At 30.7% G+C, this 22,682-nt stretch carries 15 protein-coding genes; 6 read left to right on the plus strand and 9 right to left on the minus strand.

Annotated features, from left to right (window positions below):
- Window positions 1–10: 10 nt before the first annotated feature.
- From uxaC to BLU40_RS13625, 3 genes are read right to left on the minus strand one after another with little or no spacing between them, the layout of a single operon-like run.
- Window positions 11–1,420: a glucuronate isomerase gene (gene uxaC, locus BLU40_RS13615; RefSeq protein WP_090124641.1), complete on the minus strand. Its 1,410-nt coding sequence runs from the start codon at window positions 1,418–1,420 to the stop codon at window positions 11–13.
- On the minus strand, window positions 1,417–2,583 hold the full coding sequence (gene uxuA, locus BLU40_RS13620; protein ID WP_090124644.1) for a mannonate dehydratase: 1,167 nt from the start codon (window positions 2,581–2,583) through the stop codon (window positions 1,417–1,419). The genes uxaC and uxuA overlap by 4 nt, the downstream gene beginning before the upstream one ends.
- Window positions 2,584–2,612: 29 nt before the next feature.
- Window positions 2,613–3,425, minus strand: a complete 813-nt coding sequence (locus tag BLU40_RS13625; protein ID WP_090124683.1) for an SDR family oxidoreductase — start codon at window positions 3,423–3,425, stop codon at window positions 2,613–2,615.
- Window positions 3,426–3,561: 136 nt separating this feature from the next.
- Here BLU40_RS13625 and BLU40_RS13630 point away from each other — a divergent pair, with 136 nt between their 5' ends.
- The gene (locus BLU40_RS13630) at window positions 3,562–4,641 is read left to right on the plus strand and encodes a substrate-binding domain-containing protein (RefSeq protein ID WP_090124646.1); all 1,080 of its coding nucleotides are present in this window, start codon (window positions 3,562–3,564) and stop codon (window positions 4,639–4,641) included.
- Between the two features lie 12 nt (window positions 4,642–4,653).
- Here the strand turns inward: BLU40_RS13630 and BLU40_RS13635 are convergent, their stop codons facing one another.
- Both BLU40_RS13635 and BLU40_RS13640 read right to left on the minus strand, forming a co-directional pair.
- On the minus strand, window positions 4,654–5,340 hold the full coding sequence (locus BLU40_RS13635; protein ID WP_090124649.1) for a DUF6873 family GME fold protein: 687 nt from the start codon (window positions 5,338–5,340) through the stop codon (window positions 4,654–4,656).
- A complete protein-coding gene (locus BLU40_RS13640) occupies window positions 5,324–6,328 on the minus strand; it encodes an elongator complex protein 3 (protein WP_090124652.1) in 1,005 nt (334 codons plus the stop codon). The genes BLU40_RS13635 and BLU40_RS13640 overlap by 17 nt, the downstream gene beginning before the upstream one ends.
- A 344-nt stretch (window positions 6,329–6,672) precedes the next feature.
- On the opposite strand from BLU40_RS13640, the gene BLU40_RS13645 reads away from it, so the two are divergent.
- Window positions 6,673–7,245 (plus strand): hypothetical protein, encoded by a 573-nt coding sequence (locus BLU40_RS13645; RefSeq protein ID WP_090124655.1) that lies wholly within the window; start codon window positions 6,673–6,675, stop codon window positions 7,243–7,245.
- A 162-nt stretch (window positions 7,246–7,407) separates the two neighbouring features.
- Here BLU40_RS13645 and BLU40_RS13650 read toward each other — a convergent pair whose 3' ends face one another.
- The 4 genes from BLU40_RS13650 to BLU40_RS13665 form a co-directional block, all read right to left on the minus strand.
- A complete protein-coding gene (locus tag BLU40_RS13650; protein WP_090124658.1) occupies window positions 7,408–8,997 on the minus strand; it encodes a SwmB domain-containing protein in 1,590 nt (529 codons plus the stop codon).
- Window positions 8,998–9,007: 10 nt separating this feature from the next.
- Window positions 9,008–10,759: a RagB/SusD family nutrient uptake outer membrane protein gene (locus BLU40_RS13655; RefSeq protein WP_090124660.1), complete on the minus strand. Its 1,752-nt coding sequence runs from the start codon at window positions 10,757–10,759 to the stop codon at window positions 9,008–9,010.
- A gap of 20 nt (window positions 10,760–10,779) precedes the next feature.
- The gene (locus BLU40_RS13660; RefSeq protein WP_090124663.1) at window positions 10,780–13,875 is read right to left on the minus strand and encodes a SusC/RagA family TonB-linked outer membrane protein; all 3,096 of its coding nucleotides are present in this window, start codon (window positions 13,873–13,875) and stop codon (window positions 10,780–10,782) included.
- Window positions 13,876–14,115: 240 nt separating this feature from the next.
- Complete coding sequence (locus tag BLU40_RS13665) at window positions 14,116–15,738, minus strand: tetratricopeptide repeat protein (protein ID WP_090124666.1); 1,623 nt, start codon at window positions 15,736–15,738, stop codon at window positions 14,116–14,118.
- A gap of 348 nt (window positions 15,739–16,086) precedes the next feature.
- On the opposite strand from BLU40_RS13665, the gene BLU40_RS13670 reads away from it, so the two are divergent.
- The 4 genes from BLU40_RS13670 to BLU40_RS13685 form a co-directional block, all read left to right on the plus strand.
- Window positions 16,087–18,720, plus strand: coding sequence for a T9SS type A sorting domain-containing protein (locus BLU40_RS13670; protein ID WP_090124670.1), 2,634 nt, complete (start codon window positions 16,087–16,089; stop codon window positions 18,718–18,720).
- On the plus strand, window positions 18,721–21,285 hold the full coding sequence (locus BLU40_RS13675; protein WP_090124673.1) for a glycoside hydrolase family 2 TIM barrel-domain containing protein: 2,565 nt from the start codon (window positions 18,721–18,723) through the stop codon (window positions 21,283–21,285).
- 121 nt (window positions 21,286–21,406) lie between these two features.
- Window positions 21,407–22,198 (plus strand): IclR family transcriptional regulator, encoded by a 792-nt coding sequence (locus BLU40_RS13680; RefSeq protein WP_090124676.1) that lies wholly within the window; start codon window positions 21,407–21,409, stop codon window positions 22,196–22,198.
- A 260-nt stretch (window positions 22,199–22,458) separates the two neighbouring features.
- On the plus strand, window positions 22,459–22,682 hold a 224-nt coding region (locus tag BLU40_RS13685), incomplete at its 3' end, for an alcohol dehydrogenase catalytic domain-containing protein (protein WP_175454765.1).

Below are 22,682 nucleotides of genomic sequence, written 5' to 3' on the forward strand. Positions count from 1 at the left end.
TATGTTCTTTTTAAAAATTAAAATAATTTTTTGCATTATTATAGCAGATATTCTCAACAATTTTTCCAAAGAAGTTAATGTCGTTTGGTAATTCTGCTCTTTCAATTTGCTTTCCTAAAATGTTACATAGTATTCTTCTGAAATATTCGTGACGAGGAAACGATAAAAAGCTTCTACTATCCGTAAGCATCCCAATAGATCTGCTTAACAATCCTAAATTAGAAAGTGTATTTAATTGTTTTTCTATTCCGTTTTTTTGGTCTAAAAACCACCAAGCCGCACCATATTGCATTTTTCCAGGAACTTCACTTGTGTTGAAATTCCCCATCATTGTGGCTAATACTTCATTATAAGCTGGGTTTAGATTATAAGTTATAGTTTTAGCAAGTTTTTCTTCGCTATCTAATTGATTTAAAAACTTAGATAAAGATTTAGCTATCGGAACATCTCCTATTGAATCGCAACCAGCATCGGCTCCAAATAAATTTTGAAGGCGTTTATTATTGTTTCTAATTGCGCCTAAATGATATTGTTGTGTCCAACCTTTCGTGTAATACTTTCTAGCTAAATAATGAAGAATACACGATTTATATTTCCCTAAATCAGAATCTGATAAGGTTTCATTATTTAAAAATTTGCTGAATATTGTTGAAACTTCTTCTTCATTATAATCATCTACAAAAAGGTTTCCTTCTACTCCGTAATCAGATAATCGACAACCATTGTTATGGAAAAATTCAATTCTTAAATCAATAGCTTTTAATAAGTCTTCAAAGTTCGAAATTGAAATAGCAGTACTTTTTTCAAGTTTCTCGATATAACTTCGGAAGTTTTCACTTTCAATTAGAAACAATCCGTCAGATCTAAAAGTTGGTAAAACTTTAATGTTAAAATTCCCTTTTGCAATTTGTTGGTGATATTCTAAATTATCTGTTGGATCATCAGTTGTACAAACCACTTCAACATTCATATCCTCCAATAAATTTGCTGGAGTTTTTTTAGCTAAAATTTGATTTGCTGCTTCATAAATTTCTTTTGAAGTTGAAGGTTGTAATAAATCTTCGATTTCAAAATAACGTTTTAACTCTAAATGAGTCCAATGAAACAATGGGTTTCCAACGGTGTATGGAACAGTTTCGGCCCATTTTTCAAATTTTTCTTCTTTGGTAGAATTTCCAGTCACAAATTTTTCATCAACACCATTTGCACGCATTCCACGCCATTTGTAATGATCGCCACTTAACCAAGCATCTGTAATATTTATCATTGGTTCATTCTCTGCTATTTGCTTTGCAGATAAATGATTGTGATAATCTATAATTGGCATTTTTGAAGCAAACTGATGATATAATTTTATAGCAGTATCAGTTTCTAACAAAAAATTATTATTTATAAATGTTTTGTTTTTTGTGAAATTCATAAACTTAAACTTTTTGAAATTCCTAAGTTTAACCCTCTCAATTCTGCTAAACCTCTTAACCTACCAATAGCTGAATAACCAGCATAATTGCTTTTAGTTTTTAAATCACTTAACATTTGATGTCCGTGATCTGGTCGCATTGGAATTGAAACACCTCGTTCTTTTTCAATTTTTAAAATTGATTTTACAATTTCAAACATATCTGAAGAGCCATCTAAATGATTGTCTTCATAAAAGCTTCCATTAGGTTCTCTTTTTACATTTCTTAAATGAAGGAAATGAATGCGGTCTGCAAATTTTTCAATCATTTTTGGAAGGTCATTATCAGGGTTTGCACCTAATGAACCAGTACAAAATGTAATACCATTTGAAGGACTATCAATAAAATTTACCAAATCGTCCAAGTCTTCTTCGGACTTTATAATTCTAGGTAATCCCATAATATCAAAAGGTGGATCGTCTGGATGAATTGCCATTTTTACACCGTTTTCTTCAGCAACAGGAATTATTTCATTTAAAAAGAAAGAAAGATTCGCTTTTAAATCTATGTGAGAAATGTTTTTATATTGAGCAATCATTTCTTTAAAAACAGGAATGGTTAAATCGTCTACAGTTCCAGGCAAACCTTTTAAAATACTATCTTCTAAAGCTTGTTTTTCTTCAGAAGTCATTTTCGAGAATTTAGTTTTAGCTTGCTCTAAAATTTCTGGAGTATAGTCTTTTTCAACACCATCTCTTTCCATTATATATTTTTCAAACACAGCCATTTCAACTTTATCAAATCTTAAAGCAGTGCTTCCGTCATTTAATTCCCAAAAAAGTTGTGTACGAGTCCAATCTAGAACTGGCATAAAATTATAGCATACATTTTTTACACCACATTTTGCAATGTTTTTAATGCTCTGCTTGTAGTTTTCTATGCGTTGTAAATAATCTCCGGTTCTAAGTTTTATATTTTCATGAATTGGAATGCTTTCGATAAAAGACCATTTTAAACCAGTATTTTCAATAACTGATTTTACCTTCATTATTTCTTCAACTTCCCAAACCTCTCCATTTGAAATATGGTGTAAAGCTGTTACTACACCAGTTGCACCTGCTTGTTTAATATCTGATAATTGAACTTGGTCATTAACACCAAACCATCTAAAAGTTTCTTGCATTTATATTGTCTTTTTCTCTGTTCTAAAATTTATACGCCACTAAAAGCACTAAAACCACCATCAACTGGAATAACAACACCAGTTATAAATCTTGAAGCATCACTACATAAAAATTGTACTATTCCGTCTAATTCTTCAGCTTCACCAAAACGTTTCATAGGTGTTCCATTAATAATTGTATTTCCTCTTTCTGTATATGATCCGTCTTTATTGGTAAGTAAAGCTCTATTCTGATTTCCTATAAAGAATCCGGGTGCAACAGCATTTACTCTAATTTTATCTCCAAATTTAGTTGCCATTTCAACAGCCATCCATTTAGTAAAGTTTTCCATTGCAGCTTTAGATGCCGAATAACCAGCAACACGAGTTATAACTCTATCAACTGCCATTGAAGAATAATTTATAATTACACCTTCTTTTTGTTTAGACATTACTTCGCCAAAAACAATTGAAGGAATTACTGTACCGTTTAAATTTAAATCAGTTACTGTTTTAAAATCTTCCATTTTTAAATCGAAAATGGTTTGATCTGGGCCAATTGTAGCACCAGGCATATTTCCTCCTGCAACATTAATTAAAGCATCAATTTTTGGAAACTGTTTTAAAATAGTATCTCTTGTAGCTTTCAAAGAAACTTCATCTAAAATATTAGCTTCAAAACCTGTAGCAGTACCACCATTTTTTGTTATTTCAGTAACTTTTTTATCTATAATAGCCTGGTTTCTACCTAAAATAATAATACGAGCTCCAGAATTTGCTAAACTTTTAGCAATTGAGCCACCTAGTATACCAGTTCCTCCAGTAATTATTATAACTTTGTTTTTTATGTTGAATTTATTCATTAATAATACTTTTATATTAGAAGAGTTGTCTTTAAAACTCAATTTACCGTGTGCGTACACGCAAAATTAGGAATAAATTTTAATTAGAACTATTTTTTTATAATATTTGTACTGAAAATTAGATAATTAAAAAGGTATGATTACCATTAAAGATATTGCCAAAATTGCAAATGTATCTCCAGGAACGGTTGATAGGGTTATACATAACCGAAGCGGTGTTTCGGAAAAAACAAAAGAGAAAATTCAACAAATATTAAAGGAGCATAAGTTTAAAATAAATACAGTTGCTCGCTCTTTAGCACTACGAAAAAAGTATACAATTGCCGTTTTAATACCGGATTTTGATGAAGCTAATTTATTTTGGAAGTCACCATTTATGGGGGTTTCTAAAGCCGCAGATGAAATGTTGCATTTAGGAATGAGTATTGAAGTTTATAAGTTTAACCAATTAAAAGGAGAGACGTTTGTAACTGAATACAAGAAAATTTTAGAAACAAAACCAGACGCTGTTATATTTTCACCTTATTTTATTGAAGAAACATTAAAATTTACGGAAAAACTAGACGAAATTAATACGCCTTATATTTTTATAAATTTAGATGTTGATAATTTAAATAACCTTTGTTTTATTGGTCAAGACGCTTATCAAGGAGGGTTTACTTCTGCTAAATTAATGCATATAAGTACTGGAGGTAAAACTGAGTATTTAATATCGTTAATAGCATCTAAATTATATAGTAATACTTTAATTGAGAATAGAATTAGAGGGTTTAAAGATTATTTTTTATTGAAAAACATTGATGCGAATTACACTACATTTTATTTGGAAGACTTAGATGATGAAGGTGTTGTGAGTTTAAAACTAAATGAAATTTTAAATGAAAATCCTGAAATTAATGGTATTTGGGTGCCTTCTAGTAGAATTTCTATTATTTCTAACAGTTTACCTTCAAATAAACTGAATAACTTATCTTTAATTGGGTTTGATACTACAATTCAAAACGTAGAATGTTTAAAAGATGATAAAGTTACTTTTTTAATTTCTCAAAAATCGTTTAACCAAGGTTATAGGGCTATAAAAACAATGGCAGATTATTTAATTCAAAATAAAAACCCTTCTAAAAAAATATACTCTCCAATAGAAATTATTACTAAAGAAAATGCTGAATATAGCCAGCAAAATAAGTGGGAGTATAAGAAGGAGAATAATTATTAATATTTTAAGTGGTTATACAAAAAAAATACTTCCTCCATCATATAAATAATCAGTTCCTAAACAAATAACTTCTTTGCCAAGGTTGGTAATATATTTATTTAATGCATTGCCATTTTTATGTTTTAAAATGTTTCCTAAAAAGAATACTTTGTTATCCATAATACCCATTGTGCCACCTATAAATCCGTGTTTATGATCTTCAATTTTAATTTGTGAAGGTTCAAAATAAAATGATTCTATTTTGTGTTTTGCAAGTTCTTTTATAATTCCTTTGTCTGATGTAATTACAGTATCTTTTATAGTAAACATACTACACCTAGTATACGCTTGAGGTAGGTTTACCATTGTTTTATCTAAATGTTTTTGTTGAATAGCTAAATCGGGCTTATTGGGCTTGCAGAAAAAATAATTATTGTTTGTTAAACAATTGTACAATACACTATTATTTAAGCTTTCGTCTACATTTTTATTTCCGAAGTAGTATTTAGCTTTAATAGTATCGAGGAAATTAATAAGTTTTTTGGGAGCGTTTGGAGCTATTATTAATCCGTTTTGATCTTGAAAAATAAATATGTCTGGATGTCCGGAAATAGAATTGTAAGTAATGGCATTACTTGAAAACTCGAAAATTCCTTCAACATATTTTTCAAGGTTTTTTTTAATTTCTAAAGAAACTCTATGATCAATTATTGCATACATTAAACTCAAAATTAGTTAATGTTGCATCACTTACAAATTTTACATCACAACCATTTTCTAAAAGGTATTTTCGGTTAATTCCTTTGTAGCCAATGGCATAATTTAGTTGGTTTTGTGCAACTTTAATTATTGATTTTCCTTTTGGTATTAATTTTTCGTGCAAATAATCTTTCCATAAAGCAGATAAAACCATTTCTTTAAATGAAGGATGAATTGGACCTGCAATTAACGATTTACCAGGTTCTAATTCTTCAGAAGGGTGTAAGCCAACTCTTAAAACTTTAATATTTGCTTTTGTAAAAATTTTCAAGGCTTCTTTACTCCAAACAATTGCTTCATCCATAGAAAGCACTTTGTAATCACCTCTATTGTACATTTTTTCGAGCACAGTATCTTTAACTACAAGTGTTGGGTAAATACGTGTTGTATCGGCTTTTAGGCGAACAATGTCTTTTGCTGTTTGAATAGAAAGGTTTAAAGTGTCGTGAGGTAAACCTAACATCATTTGTAGGCCAAGTTCAAAATTTCGTTGTTTAATTAATTTTGAAGCTTTTTCTATAGCATCGAATTTATGCCCTCTACCAGATTTTACAAGAACTTTGTTGTTTGTAGATTGCGCTCCTAATTCAATAGCTGTAACACCATATTTTTCTAAGGTATCTAAAATTGGATTTGTAATATAGTCTGGTTTTGTTGAAATTCGAATTCCTTGAACTTTACCTTCTTTTACATATTTGTAAGCTATTTTTAGGTAGCCAATCATTTCATCTTTTGGAATGCCGGTAAAACTTCCGCCAAAAAAAGCAATGTTAATTTCAGTTCCTTCTGAAATAGTTTCTAAATAGTTGTCTATTAAAGTTTTAATTTCTTTTGCTGATGGAATTGACAACGTGTTACTAATTTTTTCTTGATTGCAAAACACACATTGATGTGGACAAGCTAATTCGGGAATAAATATGGGTATGTTACAATGCTTTTTACGACTCATTTTCTATTTTTAAAGGTGCAATTTTATTAAAAATAAGCAGCAAATTTAACCTTATAAGTTGATGAGTACTATGATAAAAATCAAGAAGGTTTTTATTTTTTCGAATTTAATTTTGATGTGTTTTATGATTAGGAAATATCGAAGTTTAAACGAGAAGATTTAACCAATACAATAAATAAACTTTTTACTTAATCGACAATAATTAACCATTCATCGATACTTAAATTTTACTAATCTAATTTTAAGTTTTAGGCTATTATCTCGCCATATATTTGCAGTGTAATCAACAACAAGGTTGGACATTTATTTAACAAAATATATAAAACATTAAAAATTTAAGTATTATGAAATTCTCAAAATTAGTATTCGCAGCAGTTATATTTATCGCAACTACAAGTACTTTTGCTCAAGACACAGAAAAAGATTCACATTCTTTAAAATTAGGTGTTCCACAAGTAGCATTATTAGATATCGAATCTACAGCAGCTAAAGCAATTTCATTAAAAGCAACTGCACCAACAGAAGCAGGAGAAAAAGTAGAATTCAACCAATCTAACAGTGATTTATGGTTAAACTACTCTTCAATAGTAGGTAACGAATCTTCAAGAGCAATTACAGTTCAAATTACAGATGGTGATGTACCAAGCGGAATTGACTTAACAGTATCTGCTAATAAATACGAAGGAGATGGAGAAGGAACAATGGGAGAAATTGCTGAGAAAAGTATTGTTTTAAACAACAAAAAAGCAACAAACATTATTAAAGGAATAGGAAGTGCTTATACTGGAAATGGCGCTAAAAATGGACATAACTTAACCTACAGAATAACTCAAAGCGAAGATAAAGATGCGTATGCAAACTTAAACTTCGATGAGTCAACAACACTAACAATTACTTATACATTATCTGATAACTAATAGAAAGTAAATAGATTGAATTAATAAATAGATTTTTAACAAAAGGGTAGAAAAAGCCGTTGCAATTGCAACGGCTTTTTTGTGTTTAACTAAATTTTTGAATAAAAAACTTCCCTAGTAGCATGCATACTAGGGAAGTTAAACTTAACTCAACTTATTATGTTATGGTCTAAGAGATACTTTAGAAACACTTAAATTATCCATATGAAATTTTAATCTTTTATCTGTTCCAACATTGTAACCTCTAATAAAGAAATTAACATCAGCATCGTTTGCACCTGTAACAAACACATTGGTATAAACCCATTCTCCAATAGGAAAATCTTCTTTAAATGTTGTAACAAGAGCTTCAAAACTCCAGTCGCTTGGGTAAATTCTTATGTCAGATTCGAATACGGAATCATTTAGAGGGTACGGAGAGCTTACAAAATCTTCTGTAACATAAATCCATAGTCCAAATTCATAAGCTTGGCCTGCTACAATAGGAACTGTAACTGCGTTACCTCCAAGATCGTTATGACCAATAATCATACCTCCATTTTCGTGGTATTCAACATAAGCACTTTTAGAGCCATCTTGAGCATTTGACGAAGAAACCTCTAAGTCGTACATTCCCCAGTTTCCTCCCCACCAAAGGTAAGGCCATTGTGTAGCTGTTGTATTTTCAAAACTATAGTCAAAATCAGTGTCTTGTAAAATGTTGTAAGTTTCAAATTCTAACGCTACATCTGTAAATGCAGTAGCTGCTACAGCATCAGTAGTCATTAATACTCCAGGAGTATAACTAACAGTAACAATATCGTTATTGTAAACTCGATCACCTTCAAGTGTTAAAACTACATTTGTAGCATCTGAAGCATCAACAGAAGCGTTTGCTATGGTTGCAGGTATAGAATTGTCTCCATTATTAATTGAAACTGAAAAGTTAGCTTTGTCTAGAGTAAAAGCATCCATTTCTCTACTAAATAATAGTAGAATTTCACCATCTTCATTTGCTGTAACTTTTTCCAAATCAACTGGGTCTGTAGACGGAATTACTTTAATTAAATCTTTAAAGTAAACTGTATCTCTTCCTTCTGGTCTTGCTCTTGAAGCAATAAATCGAACATCATATACACCCAATTTTTTGTACTTTATATCTATTGAGTTTTCTTGCCCTTCAACAGTTTCAGGATCTCCGCCTTCTAAAGTCCAATTAAAGTTTTCAGGACCACCTATAGTTGATTGTGAAAATCGTACAGACTTACTTGCTGTTACTTCATTTTCAGCCATATCAGCTAAATTTAAGGCAGCTCCAGTACTTCCATCTTCATTAATGTAATTTGCAGTAATAGTTGCATTCAAATAATCTAAAACAGTAACTACAATTGTTGTGTCTAAAGATTTTCCTTTTATAGTTTCTCCAACATAGGCATCTCCTTTAAATTCTTGATGCAAGTTAACGTCGTAAATACCTGCTTTATTAAAGTAAGTTTTTACTGTAACTTCTGTAGATGTTATATCGTTTTCAGAATCTATAATATCCACAACATTTTCTGGAAAAGTCCATTGTCTAGAAGTAATACCTTGCGATACATCAGAAAATGAAATTTTTCCGTTTACTTGAATGGTGTTTTCAAAGTCCATTTCAGAAGTATAAATCACTTGGTGATTTGTTTCTGATAGTTTTACGTCATTCTCATCTTCACAAGAACTAAATGTTATTGCAAAAAGTACGAATAGTATATATATATTAAATGTTTTAATTTTCATAATTCGCTGTTTAGTTGTTTAATTGATCGTTAGCTTGAACTTCTCCAGCAGGAATTGGGAAATAATTGTGCTGACTAGGAGTGTAAACATCAGAACAAATTACAAAGTCTGGTCTAATTCGTTCTTTAATAAATAGAGGTGCAATTCCGGTTCCATCGTTACCAATAGCTGCATTCTTTTTAACGTTTAAAGCTTCAATATTATCGAATCTCCAAACTTCATCAGCACGTAGTTCACTAAACACTTCTTGTACAATTCCCCAACGTACTAAATCTTTCCATCTGTGTCCTTCAAAACAAAGTTCTAGAGGTCTTTCTACTCTTCTTAAGTGTGTCATAACTGTTTCTGAACTTGCAGAAACCATTGGTCTTGTTCCGTGAATTTCTTTACTAATATGTAGTTGAGGGAACATTCCAGCATTATCATCCATATATTTTTGAAGTGTTATTACACCTGCACGTTTTCTTATTTTGTCAATATATTCAATAGCTATATCGTAGTCTCCATTTGCTTCAATAACAGCTTCGGCATACATTAAATAAACATCTGCTAACCTTATATGTCTAAAGTTAATACCAGACCTAAATTCGGTGTCTTCAGCATCTAAATGATACCAGTTGCTATGTTTTTTTGTGTAAGCACTTTGTCCGTATGCCCAACCAGACATATCTTCTACTAGTTTGTTATAATACAATCCTTCATAATCAATAGGAGCAATGCTAGCATTTAACCTTTTTGAGTGTACATTACCATTGTTAATTGGGTTTGTAGGATCAACTTCATCAGCTAAAAACATTTCGTGCAAATAATAAGTTGGCATAATACCATTGTATCCACCACCTTCTAAATGATGTCCAATACCTCTGGCCATTGTTGAAGCTTCTGCTCCAGTTTCATTTGGGTTATCATCTATAATATTACCGTTAACACCAGGGTTTAAAGTTGATGAGTAAGAAACTTCTAAAATTGATTCAGAATTAAATTCATTTTCGTGGCTAAAGTTGTCGATAATATTATTTGTTAAACTGTAAATTCCAGAATCTATAACTTCTTTAAATAAACCAGCCGCCATTGGGAAATTTTTATCAAATAAATAAACTTTTCCTAGTAAACTTGTCGCTGCTCCCCAAGTAATTCTACCTATATCATCTCCAGTCCAAGTAGTTGGTAAATTAGCTTGTGCAAATTGTAAATCTGGAATAATAACTGTTGAATTTACATCGCTTATTGTTGAAAAAGGTTTTGAAAGATCTTCAGATGTTTCTGCAACTTGAGTGTGTATTACTGCACCACCATAAGAGTGTACTACTTGAAAATAATAGAATGCTCTTAAAAACCTAGCTTGCGCTTCGATTTGAGCCTTGCTATTACCTGTAAAATTAGAATCTTCAGCATTTTGAATATACTGTATTACCTGATTTGCTCTAAAAATACCAACATATAGTTCGTTCCATTTTCCAGTAACAGAATTTGTAGCATCATTTTGGTTTAGGTTTCTAAAGGTGTAACCTGCATTCCAAGTTTCACAACCTCCTATATCAGACATATTCATTTCTGGTAATAGACCACCTGCACTTAGGTTGTTGAATTGTAAGGCGCCATATACAGTGGTTAACGCGCTGTTAAACTGACTTTCTGAACTCCAGTAAGTGTCCTCAGTAATTGCATTCGGATTTACTTGTTCTAAAAAACTATCTTCATCACAACCAACCAAAATTATTGCTGTTAAAAGAAGAAATTTTATATAAATATTTTTCATCATTATTTAATTTTTATCGGTTATTAAAAGCTTAATTGAACACCAAGCATAAACTGACGAGTTACAGGGTAATTTCCTCTGTCAACTCCACGAGTAAAGATTCCATCTCCACCAACTTCAGGATCATAACCATCGTAGTTTGTGAAAGTAAAAGGATTAACACCTGTTATATAGACTCTTGCTTTTTCTATACCTGTTTTTTCAACTAAGTTTGGTATTGTGTAACCTAGGCTTAAGTTTCTAATTCTAAAGTATGTTCCATCTTCAATAAAATAGTCTGATCTTGCTCTAACATTGTTATGTAATGAGTTTAATCTGTCTGTTGGAATGTCTGAATCTGGATTTTGTGGAGACCACATATAGTATTGATCGGCGTGTCTTCCTCTAGAGTAAGCGTGTAGTTTGGCTCCATTGTAAATTTCGGCACCGTAAGAATAGTATCCTTGAACAAAAAAGTCGAAATTTTTATATTCTAAATTAACGCTAATACCTGCTTCAAATTCAGCTTGTCCAGAACCAGCATACACTCTATCATTATCATCAATTTTATTATTTCCATCTTGATCTACATACATCATGTCTCCTTTTTGAGCACTACCGTCAATTAATTGATATGCTGCTAATTGTTCGTCATTTTTAATAACACCAGCGTGCTCTACTAAGAAAAATGCACCAGCTTCGTAACCTTCAGCTAAAAATGTAGTATAATCCGTATTTTCTCCATTTGTAACTATAGGACGTGCATTTGCATAACCTCTTTCAATACCGTTTAAATCGGTTACTTTGTTCTTGTTTTTAGTGAAAGTAGAAGAAATATTGTATTTCAATCCGCTAGCAGTTTCATCTTTATAACTTAAAGCTAATTCAATACCTTTATTTACCATGTTACCAGCATTAATAGTTTTTACATCGTAAACACCTGTTGCTCTTGGTTGGTAAGTTCCTGTTGAAGGAGGTAGTCTTTCTTGAAGAAGCATATCTTCTTTATCGTTTTGATATAAATCAGCAGTAAAATTTAATCTATAGTCTAACATTGTAATATCTATACCAATGTTTTTAGAAATAGTAGTTTCCCATTTAATATTTGGATCTACATATCTTCTTTGAATTGCACCAAAATTTAAGCTTTCATTTGGCCCGTATGGGTAATTAATTCCAGATTCTATAACTGGACTAAAAGAATAAGAAGGAATATCTTGGTTTCCTACTTCTGCCCAACTAGCTCTTAATTTTACACTATTTAGTTTTTCCCACTTTAAGTTTTCAAAAAATTGCTCTTCATGAATATTCCAACCAGCTGAAAAACCTTTAAAATTACCATATCTATTTTCTTCTGAAAACTTAGAAGATCCATCACGTCTAATACTTGCAGATAATAAGTATCTGTCGTCATAGTTATATTGAGCTCTAAATAATTTTCCAGAAAGCGTTCTTTCTTCTTCAATACCATTTGGAGTAATACCTTCGCTACCACCACTAATAATTTCTAAAGAATTTCCAGATTCTTTGCTGTAAATTACACCTGTACCAAGAGTTTCGCTATTGTATTTTTCGTAAGATAATACAGCAAGTAAGCCTACTTTGTGTTTTCCAAACTCTTTATTATAGTTTACAATGTTTTCAATAGATTGTTTTGTGCTCCAGAAATAATCTTTATTTAATGAAGCTTTTTCATTTGAAGCACCAGCATTGTAACTTCCATCTCTATTGTAAATTAAATATTGTTTTTGAAAAAAGTTTCTTTCTGAATCCCAGCTATTTCTACCTAAACTTATTTTGTAATTAAGCCCTTCTAAAATTTCATATGATAAGTTTACAGCAATGTTTGAACTTTTAACTGTAGTCTCATCAGTATTTCCTAATTGTTTAGATAAGTACCCATACTGTTCGGCATTTCTAACAGGAATTTGAACACCATTGTCACCTATTGAAGCTAAATCTGCTAATGGTGGTTGCCAAGGTTTTTGAGTAATAGCATATTCGTATAATCCCCAAGGTTCTTGATCTCTATTTTCTTCGGTAAAACCTAAAGTAGCATAAGCTTTAAATTTTCCTTTTTTGAATTCACCAGTAATTCTATTTGTAAATCTATTAAATCCAGAGTTTATTAAAACACCATCTTGTTTAAAGTATCCTGTGTTAAAGTTTAAGGTTAAGTTTTCGACACCTCCAGAAAGAGAAAGGTTATAATTTTGAATAAGAGCATTGTTATTCTGAACATCACCAACAAAGTCAGAATTATAATCTAAAGCATCTTGATTAAAGAAGAAAATTAAAGGATCTCTACCCAATGCTTCTAATAAAACCTCTTCAGTATACATTTGCTGTTCAGCATTCATTAAAGGTGTACCGGAAGTAATGTTTTGAATACCAGTATAGGCACTAAAGTCAATTTTCATTTTACCTTTAGAACCTTTTTTAGTGGTAATTAAAATTACACCGTTAGATGCTCTAGTTCCATAAATTGAAGCAGCAGCACCATCTTTTAGAATATCGATAGATTTTACTTGCTCTGGAGCAATGTTTGGGTTTCCTTCAAAAGGAATTCCGTCTACAACATATAATGGTCCTAAAGATCCTGAGCTAACAGAACCTAAACCTCTAATTTGAACATTGGCAGCAGCTCCTGGTCGTCCACTAGCAGCTTGAATGTTAACACCAGCAACTTGACCTTGTAGAGCGGTTGCTAAATCAGATGTTGCTGTTTTTGCAATAACTTCTTCGCCAACATTAATAACCGCACCTGTAACTTCTTTTTTACGTTGTGTACCGTAACCAACAACAACAACTTCGTTAAGAGCAGCTACATCAGACACTAAAGTAATATTTAGGTTTGTAGTTGTACCAATAGTAACTTCTTTGGTTTTAAACCCCATATAACTAAATACTAAAACATCGCTTGTGTTTGCTTTAATTTCAAACAGTCCATCAAAGTCTGTAGTAGTACCGCTATTTGAGCCTTTAATAATTACACTTACTCCTGGAAGCGGATTTCCATCGCCAGATACGGTACCTTTAAGTGTAAGGCTTTGTGATTGAATAACTCCTATGCTAAGTAATAACATAGTTGTTATTAGATAACATTTAGTTTTCCAATTAACTAGTAATTTGAATTTCATATATCAGTTCTTTTTAAATTTAGATATACAAATTTTATTATAATTAGCTGAAATCTAGTTGGTTTCAACTAGACCAAAACTGTACAAAAAATAATAATTTTAAAAATTGAACTAGACTAGAACTAAACTTTTATATATTTTTTAATTTTTTAAGTATTGATAATCAGCAATTTAAAAACAAGTTAAATTTGAATGGGTAAATGTGTTGTTGTTTTTGGTGTAAGTTGTAAATAGACTCTTTTAGATTTTGTTAATAAACTCTTCTAAATTGTCTGCTCGGTCTAAGTTCAGTTTTTTTCGAAGTCTATATCTTGAAGTGTGAACGCTTTCAACAGAAATTCCTAGAAGTTTAGCCATGTCTTTACTTGGAAAATTAAGCTTAACTAATGCGCATATTTTTTGATCGGTTTGGCTAAGTTGTGGGTACTCTGTTTTTAGTTTGTTGTAAAAACTTTGATTTATAGCGGTAAATCTAGCTTCAAATTCTTTCCAATTACTATTTGGGGTGCCTTGAATTGATTTTAGCATTCTTTTAATAACATTTATATCTATATTTTCCTTTTGGTTAGATATTTTCTTTTTTATGCTAGAAATAAATTCATCTTTTTCAATTAACCTTAAAGCAGATTCTGTTAATTCTTTGTTTTTTAATTCTAAAATTTCGTTTTGTTTTTGAGTTCTTAGTTTTTGTTTTTCTCTAAGAATTTTCTTTTCAAGTTTATGTCTATTTCTAATGTGTTTACCCCAAATATATGCGTAAAGAATTAGAAAAATTAAGAATACTGTTAGAATAACCGTTTGAAGGAAAGAGGTTTTTTCTTCGTGCTCAAGTTGAGCAATATGTTTTTGATTTATTAGGTCGTTTTGCTTGTCTTTTTCTATTCTATATTTGTCTTTTATTTCTAACAAATGTTTGTTGTTTTCGCTTTGACCCCCAAATATTTCTTCGTTTCGTTGTTTTGTAAGTTTTAAATATTTGTAGGCTTCTTTTAAATTTTGTTGTTCAAAATATATTTCAGAAAGAGCTTCATAAGCAATTATTCTATAATTAATATGAGTTTTTGATTCTTTTGAAATTTGAAGTGATTTTTTAAAATGAAAAATACTCTGTTTTTTGTCGTTTTTTAGTCTGTATACCTTCCCAAGTAATGCATTAATAATAACTAAATAAGAAGGATTGTTCTCTTTAAAATACAGTTCAGAAGAGTTTAATTTACTAAGTGCTTTTTTAAAGTTTCCTTTAGTAGCATCTAAAAAAGCTTCTTCAGGTACTAAATAAAAACTCTCAGAATCTGGATAATTTATTTCTTTTATTTGGTAGCAGCTGTCTAAGTATTTTTTAGCAATTATGTAATTACTATTTGTTCTGTATAAATTTAATACGGCAAAATAGTCGCTTTGTAAATATGAATAGTTTGTTTCGGATTTATCTTCTTTAAGTAAGTTTTTTCTTATTGAGATAGAATGGTTAAAGTATTTTAAAGCTTCATCATTTCTTTTGTAAAAGCTATAGAGCCAACCTAACCCTTGGTAAATACTAGCTGTGCTAAATAAATCATTAGATTTTTCTGCTAATAACAATGCTTCCCAATATCCGTCATACGATTTTCCATAATTAACACTATGTGCATATAATTCAGAAAGTTGAATTAAAAAGTTAATTGCAGAAAGTGTATCTTTTTTAATTAGATTTTGTTTGTAGCCTTTTTCGAAGTAAAAAGCAGCGCTGTCTGGTTGTTTAAATTTTAATAAAAGAGCTTTAGATAGTGTGCTGCTAGTTAATTTTTTTTCTTGGCAGTTTAAGGTGTTTATTACTAAAGTAAATGTAAAAAATAGGAATATGTAAATCTTATTAAAATTCATAAAAGTCTATTTTGTATTGTATTCAAAGGTATGTAAAATTAAAAAGTTGTGAGTCTGTTTTTTTAAAGTGTGAAGTATAATAACGTTTGAAAACAGTATTTTTTAACTTGAGGTTGGTGCTGTTTGGATACTGTTTTTGTTGAGTATAGTTGCTATCTTTTGTTGATTTTAAAGGGTTTGTGGTGTGTGTTTTTAATTATTAAAATGTTTAATGTGGTCTAGTTTTATTCTATACGATATTTGCTTCGTGTTGAGTTTTTGTCTAGTTGTAAATTAGTTGAATGGTTTAATATTTTTAAAATTTGTAGTGTTGAAAAATGTTTTTATCACCTAAAAAACACACTAATAATGACACGAAGAATTTTAACCTTTATATTGTTTTTAAACCTGTTTACTTTTTATGCGCAAACAAATGTTACTGTAAATTTAAATGTAAAACATTCTGTAGGAGAAGCTTCAACTTTCGATAGATCAAAATTTATGGTTATCCATGCAAATTCAACCGAAAATGAATGGAATGGCGATAACTTTACTTCAGATTTGAAAGACCATTTTTTAAATGGTTACGATGTGTATTTGGGTAGAGATACTGGAGGTATTACTTGGAATATAAATCAAATTCAAGAAGATCCGGCAAGAACTGGATTTGCAAACCCAACCGAAATTGCTTCAAGAGGGTTAACTACAAGAAACAATTTTGCAAACAATACAGATATTCATCAGTATGAAGTTAGAAAAGTACATAATGTTGTTGGAGCTCAATTGCATCCGTTTTGGACTGGCGAAAGCCAAAAAGAAACTGGTCAAGGTTGGAAATTTGCTAGTCCAACTGCCACGGGAGAATATATGGGGCGTTACTTTAATGAATTTCACGGAGATAACGGACAAAAAGTGCCAACATATATAGAGGTAATTAACGAGCCTGCTTACGAAGCTTTGGGCGGAAAAATGGATTATTCTAATTCCATACAAGAAATTGCAGATTTTCATGTGGAGGTTGCTGATGCTATAAGAGCTCAAAATTCGAATTTAAAAATTGGTGGTTATACAACTGCTTTTCCCGATTTTGAAGTTGGTGATTTTCAGCGTTGGAATAATAGATGGAAATTATTTATGGATGTAGCTGGTGAGAAAATGGATTTCTGGTCTATTCATTTATATGATTTTGGGTCAATTCGTGGAGGTGAGAAAGAATTACGTTCAGGAAGTAATGTAGAGGCAACTTTTGATATGATGGAGCATTATAGTAAGCTTTCGTTTAATGAAGTGAAGCCTTTTGTAATTTCAGAATATGGAGCACAAACACACGATTATAATAATGAAACTTGGAGTTCCTATAGAGATTGGTTGCATGTAAAAGCTTCAAACTCTCAGTTAATGTCTTTTTTAGAGCGTCCAGAATCAATTGCTTCAGCAATAAACTTTGTTATTGTTAAGGCAGAATGGGGTTATAATACAGATAAAGATATACCTTATCCAAGTAGATTAATGCGTAAAACTAACGAGCCAGATAGTTATACTGGACAATGGGTTTATACGGATATGGTTAAGTTTTTTCAATTATGGCAAAATGTAAATGGTACCCGCGTAGATTCTATAACCGATGATTTAGATATACAGGTAGATGCTTATGTAGATGGAGATAAAGGATATGTAATTTTAAATAATTTAAATTTTGAAGCAACTACAGTTAATTTAGATGTGTTTGATGCTAGTAATATTAATGTGTCTTCAATTTTAAAAAGACATTTAACCTTGTCTGGCGGAAATACAACGGTTTTAGAAGAAGAAACATTTAATGCTGCAATTTCATCTGTTGAAATTGGAGCTGAGTCTACAGTTATTTTGGAATATACTTTTGACAGTGCAATTACAATTAATAAAACTTCCAAAGAAACAAAGTATTACGCAACTTCTTATTTAAAACCTATTGTAGCGAACCAGCCAAATACATTTAATATTAATAATGTAGTAAAGGGTTCTTTTGGTGAAGCTGTTTTACGCGTAGGTGTTGGTAGAGAACACGGAAAGTCTTTACATCCATCCGTTAAAATAAACGGACAAACTATTGAAGTGCCAAATGATTGGAGAGGATATGATCAAGCGCAACGCGAACGCTTTTTTGGAGTGTTAGAAATTCCAGTTTCGTTTGGAGAACTACAAGAAAATAATACTGTTGAAGTTGAATTTGGTGATGCTGGCGGACATATAAGTAGTGTTAGCTTACAAGTTTTTAATTTTAGCGATAATATTAGAGTTTTTGATCCTTTAAGTCTGCCTTCTAATAATTTTGAAATTAAAACAATAGGTTCTACCTGTACAGGAGAAAATAATGGAAAACTAGAAATTAAATCGGTAAAAAGTTTAAATTATGCTGTTACCATTATAGGAGATAACTACAATAAAAATTTTACTTTTACTAATAATTTAAATGTTGAAGGTTTAAAACCAGGAACATATACGGTTGAGGTGAAAATTGATGAATTTCCAGATTATAATGCACGGTTTATAATTGAAATAACCGAGCCTGAAGCAATTTCTGTATCTTCAAAAATTGATATTTCAAGTAAATCGGTTGTTTTAAAATTAACTGGTAACACAAACTATATTGTAAATATAAACGGTAAAGAAGTTGAAACTACATTTAACGAAATTAGCCTGCCTTTGAATTTTGGAATTAATTCTATTTCAGTAAAAACAGATAAAGAATGTCAAGGAGTGTTTAATGAAAAATTAATGCTTGAAAATAGCTTAATTTTATATCCAAATCCAACCGAAAAGCAATTTTCGGCTTATATGCCAAAAGAAATGATAGGTGGAGAAATTTCTATTGTTTCTATGAATGGATTGTTAGTTCATTCTCAAAAAATAGTTGATGAAAATCAACAGGTAGACGCTAGTAATTTGTCAAAAGGTGTGTATATAGTTAAAATCTCAAACAAAAGTAAAATTCAGTTGCAATCTAAACTAATCATAAACTAAATGAATACAATTAAAAAAATAAGTCAACTAAAGCTAAGTATTTTACTTTTTATAAGTATTATTTTATTTAGTTGTAATTCAACAATAAAAGAGTCTGAAAAAAGAAATGCAGATTTTAATTTAAATTGGGAATTCTCACTTTCTCAAAATAATGTTGAAATAAGTAGTATTCCTCAAGCAGAATTTAAAACATTAAACTTGCCACATGATTGGGCGGTAGAGAATGAGTTTGATAAAAGTTTAGGAGATGACGCTATTGGAACGGGGTATTTGGCAAGTAAAGGTTATGGGTACTACAAAAAAACTTTTGATATTCCTTATGATGAAAACAAAGTGACTTATATTTTGTTTGATGGAGTTTATAATAATTCTGAAACATATATTAATGGAAAAAAATTAGGTTTTCATCCATATGGCTATTCACCTTTTTACTATAATATTTCAAAGTATTTGAATAAAGATGGAAAAAATAATGAGATTTCTGTTAAAGTTGATCATACAAGGTTTGCAGATAGTAGGTGGTATACAGGAGCTGGAATTTACAGAAATGTAAAATTAATTACGGCTAATAAATTGCATATTCCAGTTTGGGGAACTTTTGTAACTACACCTAAAGTTTCAAAAAACAAGGCAACAGTTAATATTGCAGTTTCTGTAAAAAATGATTTTTCTTTGGAAGAAAGTGCAACTGTAAAAACAGTGATTGTAGCAGCAAATGGAAATGCAATTTCTTCAAAAAGTTCTGAAATTAAAATAGCGTCAAATTCTTTAGTAGAAATTAGTCAAAACATAGATATTGTAAATCCATCATTATGGAGTGTTGATAATCCAAATATGTTTAAAGCAGTAACTTCTATTATCAAAAATGAAAAAGAAATAGATTCTTATGTAACCGATTTTGGAATTAGAAGTATAAAATTTGATGCAGATAAAGGGTTCTTTTTAAATGGGGAGAACATGAAAATAAAAGGTGTTTGTATTCATCACGATGCTGGTATGGTTGGTACCGCAATTCCAAAAGGAGTTTTAAAAAGAAGGTTGAAAATTTTAAAAGATGGAGGTGTAAATGCTATTCGTGTTTCTCACAATCCAGCTTCTACAGAATTGCTAGAGCTTTGTGACGAATTGGGGTTTCTAGTTCAAGATGAATTTTTTGATGAATGGGATAACCCAAAAGATAAGCGTTACAACCAAAACGAATCTAAAAGTACCGATTATATTACACGTGGTTATGGAGAGCATTTTCAAGAATGGGCAAAAAAAGATTTACAGGCGGTTGTGTTAAGTCATAGAAACCACCCTTCAATTTTTCAATGGAGTATTGGAAATGAAATTGAATGGACGTACCCAAGAAATGCAGCAGCAACTGGCTTTTTTAACAATATGAGTTGGAGTGGAAACTATTTTTGGTCTGAACCTCCTTATACAACTACAGAAATTAAAAAGCAACTTGAAACATTGCCTCGAGGAAAATACGATATTGGTAAAACCGCACAAAAATTATCAAAATGGACAAAAGAGTTAGATGTTACGCGTCCGGTAACAGCAAACTGTATTTTACCTTCAGCTAGTCATTTATCGGGTTATGCAGATGCTTTGGATATTGTTGGGTATAGTTACAGAAGAGTTTTGTATGACTACGGACATAAAAATTACCCAAATAAACCAATTATGGGTACAGAGAATTTAGCGCAGTATCACGAGTGGAAAGCAGTGTTAGAAAGACCGCATATTTCTGGTGTTTTCCTTTGGACAGGTTTCGATTATATGGGTGAAATTAGAGCACCTTGGCCAACTAGAGTCCAACCTTCAGGATTGTTAAATACGGCAGGGTTTACAAAAGGTTCGTATCATATGATGAAAATATTGTGGTCTAGTGAGCCTCATATCTTTTTTGCAACTCAAAATATTGAAAAGTCATTAAATAAAATTGATGCTAATGGAAAAATAGCTCCTAAAGATCCAGAAAAATGGAAAACACAATTGTGGGAATGGTACAATATAAATGAGCACTGGAATTATGCAAACGGAGAAATAATCTCTATTGAATTATATTCAAACTGTGAAGAAATTGAGCTGTTTTTAAATGAAAAATCTTTAGGATTAAAAAATCTTGCAGATTTTGAAGATCATATATACAAATGGGGAGTTCCTTTTGCTGAAGGTAAATTGGTAGCTAAAGGTAAAAAAGATGGAAAGGCGTTTGTTCAAGAGCTACATACAGCTAGAAAATCATCTGAAATTACGTTAGCTTCTGAAGAAAAAACTATAAAAGCTAATAATTACGATGTTTCGCATATTGCACTTCAATTGGTTGATAGTAAGGGCAATCCTGTAAAAACAGATGATAAAGAAATTATTTTTGAAATTAAGGGTGAAGCCAAATTATTAGGTGTAGATAATGGATGGAAAAATAGTATTCAAAAATTTCAAACTAATGTAAATACTACACATCAGGGTAGAACACTATTAATTATTCAAGCAAAAGATAAAGCTGGTAAAGTTGAGGTTGTTGCAACTTCAAAAGGAATGGAATCTAAGAGTATTGTAATAGAGTTACAATAATTAATTATATTATTTAAGCGAAAATTAAAGGCTGGCAAAGTGTAAAAACGGAGTTGGCCTTTTTTAGATTTTTAAAAGTTAAATAATAAATATTACTTTTGTTGTTTGTAAGAAAAGATATATGAAAAAAGAAAAAGTTGAAGTAAAATCATCATACAGTGTTCCAAATTTGGAGCGAGGTTTGTTAATTATTGAAATGTTGGCAACTCAAACTAAGGGAGCAACATTAACTGAAATTATTCAAACTTTAGCTATTTCTAAATCTAGTGCTTTTAGAATTGTTAATACATTAATTTCTAAAAATTACTTACAAAAAAATGAAACTACAAAAAAAATAACTCTTTCAAGAAAACTTCTAACATTGGGAATATCTTCAATGAATGAGCAAAGTATTGTTGAAATGTCTATAGATGTTATGCGTGCTTTGCGAGACGAGCTGAAAGAATCGGTAATGTTAGGTGTTATTTTAGGTGATAAGGGTACTATTTTAGAGCAAGTAGCATCTTCATATCCTGTAAAATTATCAGTAGAGTTGGGTACTCAATATTTTCTGCATAGTTCGGTTGGTGGAAAATCTGTTTTGGCGTATTTGCCAGAAAGTGAAACAGATCAAATATTAAAGGGTAAAACCTTAACAAAATTTACCGAAAATACAATTACTACAAGAAAAGAATTTAAGGAAGAGCTTCGAAAAGTTAGGGAATTAGGGTACGCAATTGATAATGGGGAAGATATACAAGGTATTAATTGTGTGGGTGCTCCAATTTTTAATGAATATGGATATCCAGTAGCTTCAATTTGGATAACAGCGCCACATGGGCGAATGCCATCAAAAGAATTTGATTCTAAAGGAAAGATTGTTGCAAAATACGCGTTAGAAATTTCTAACAAATTAGGGTATTTAGCTGGTTAATTTTTTTTGAAAAATTCTCTTTTTTTTATTCGTTTTGTTGAGAATTTTTCGCTGTTTTTTTATTTTCTTTTTAAATAATTCAAAAAGTAAATGCTTTTTGTTGAAAATGAACTCTTTTTAAATATTATTGTTTCTATTGTTCTCAAAATCTTTAAGTTAGCTAGCTAAAAATAATTGTTTTTAGTGAAGATTATATTTAATATATGTTGTATATTTGTTTCAAATGAGAAACTAGTTTACTATTTGAAACAAATAATATAATGAAAGCAACACAATACGAGGGTAATAAAACCTTCACAGTAATAGAGAAAGAAATCGAAGCTCCAGCTAAGGGAGAAGTACGAATTAAAGTAGCATTTGTAGGGGTTTGTGGAACCGATGTTCACATTTATCACGGAATGATGGATAAGCGAGTGAGTATGCCAGAAACTATAGGTCATGAAATGTCAGGAATTATTGACGCAGTTGGAGAAGGAGTTTCAGA

Origin of the sequence: Lutibacter oricola (assembly GCF_900106565.1) — a bacterium.
GTDB lineage: Bacteria > Bacteroidota > Bacteroidia > Flavobacteriales > Flavobacteriaceae > Lutibacter > Lutibacter oricola.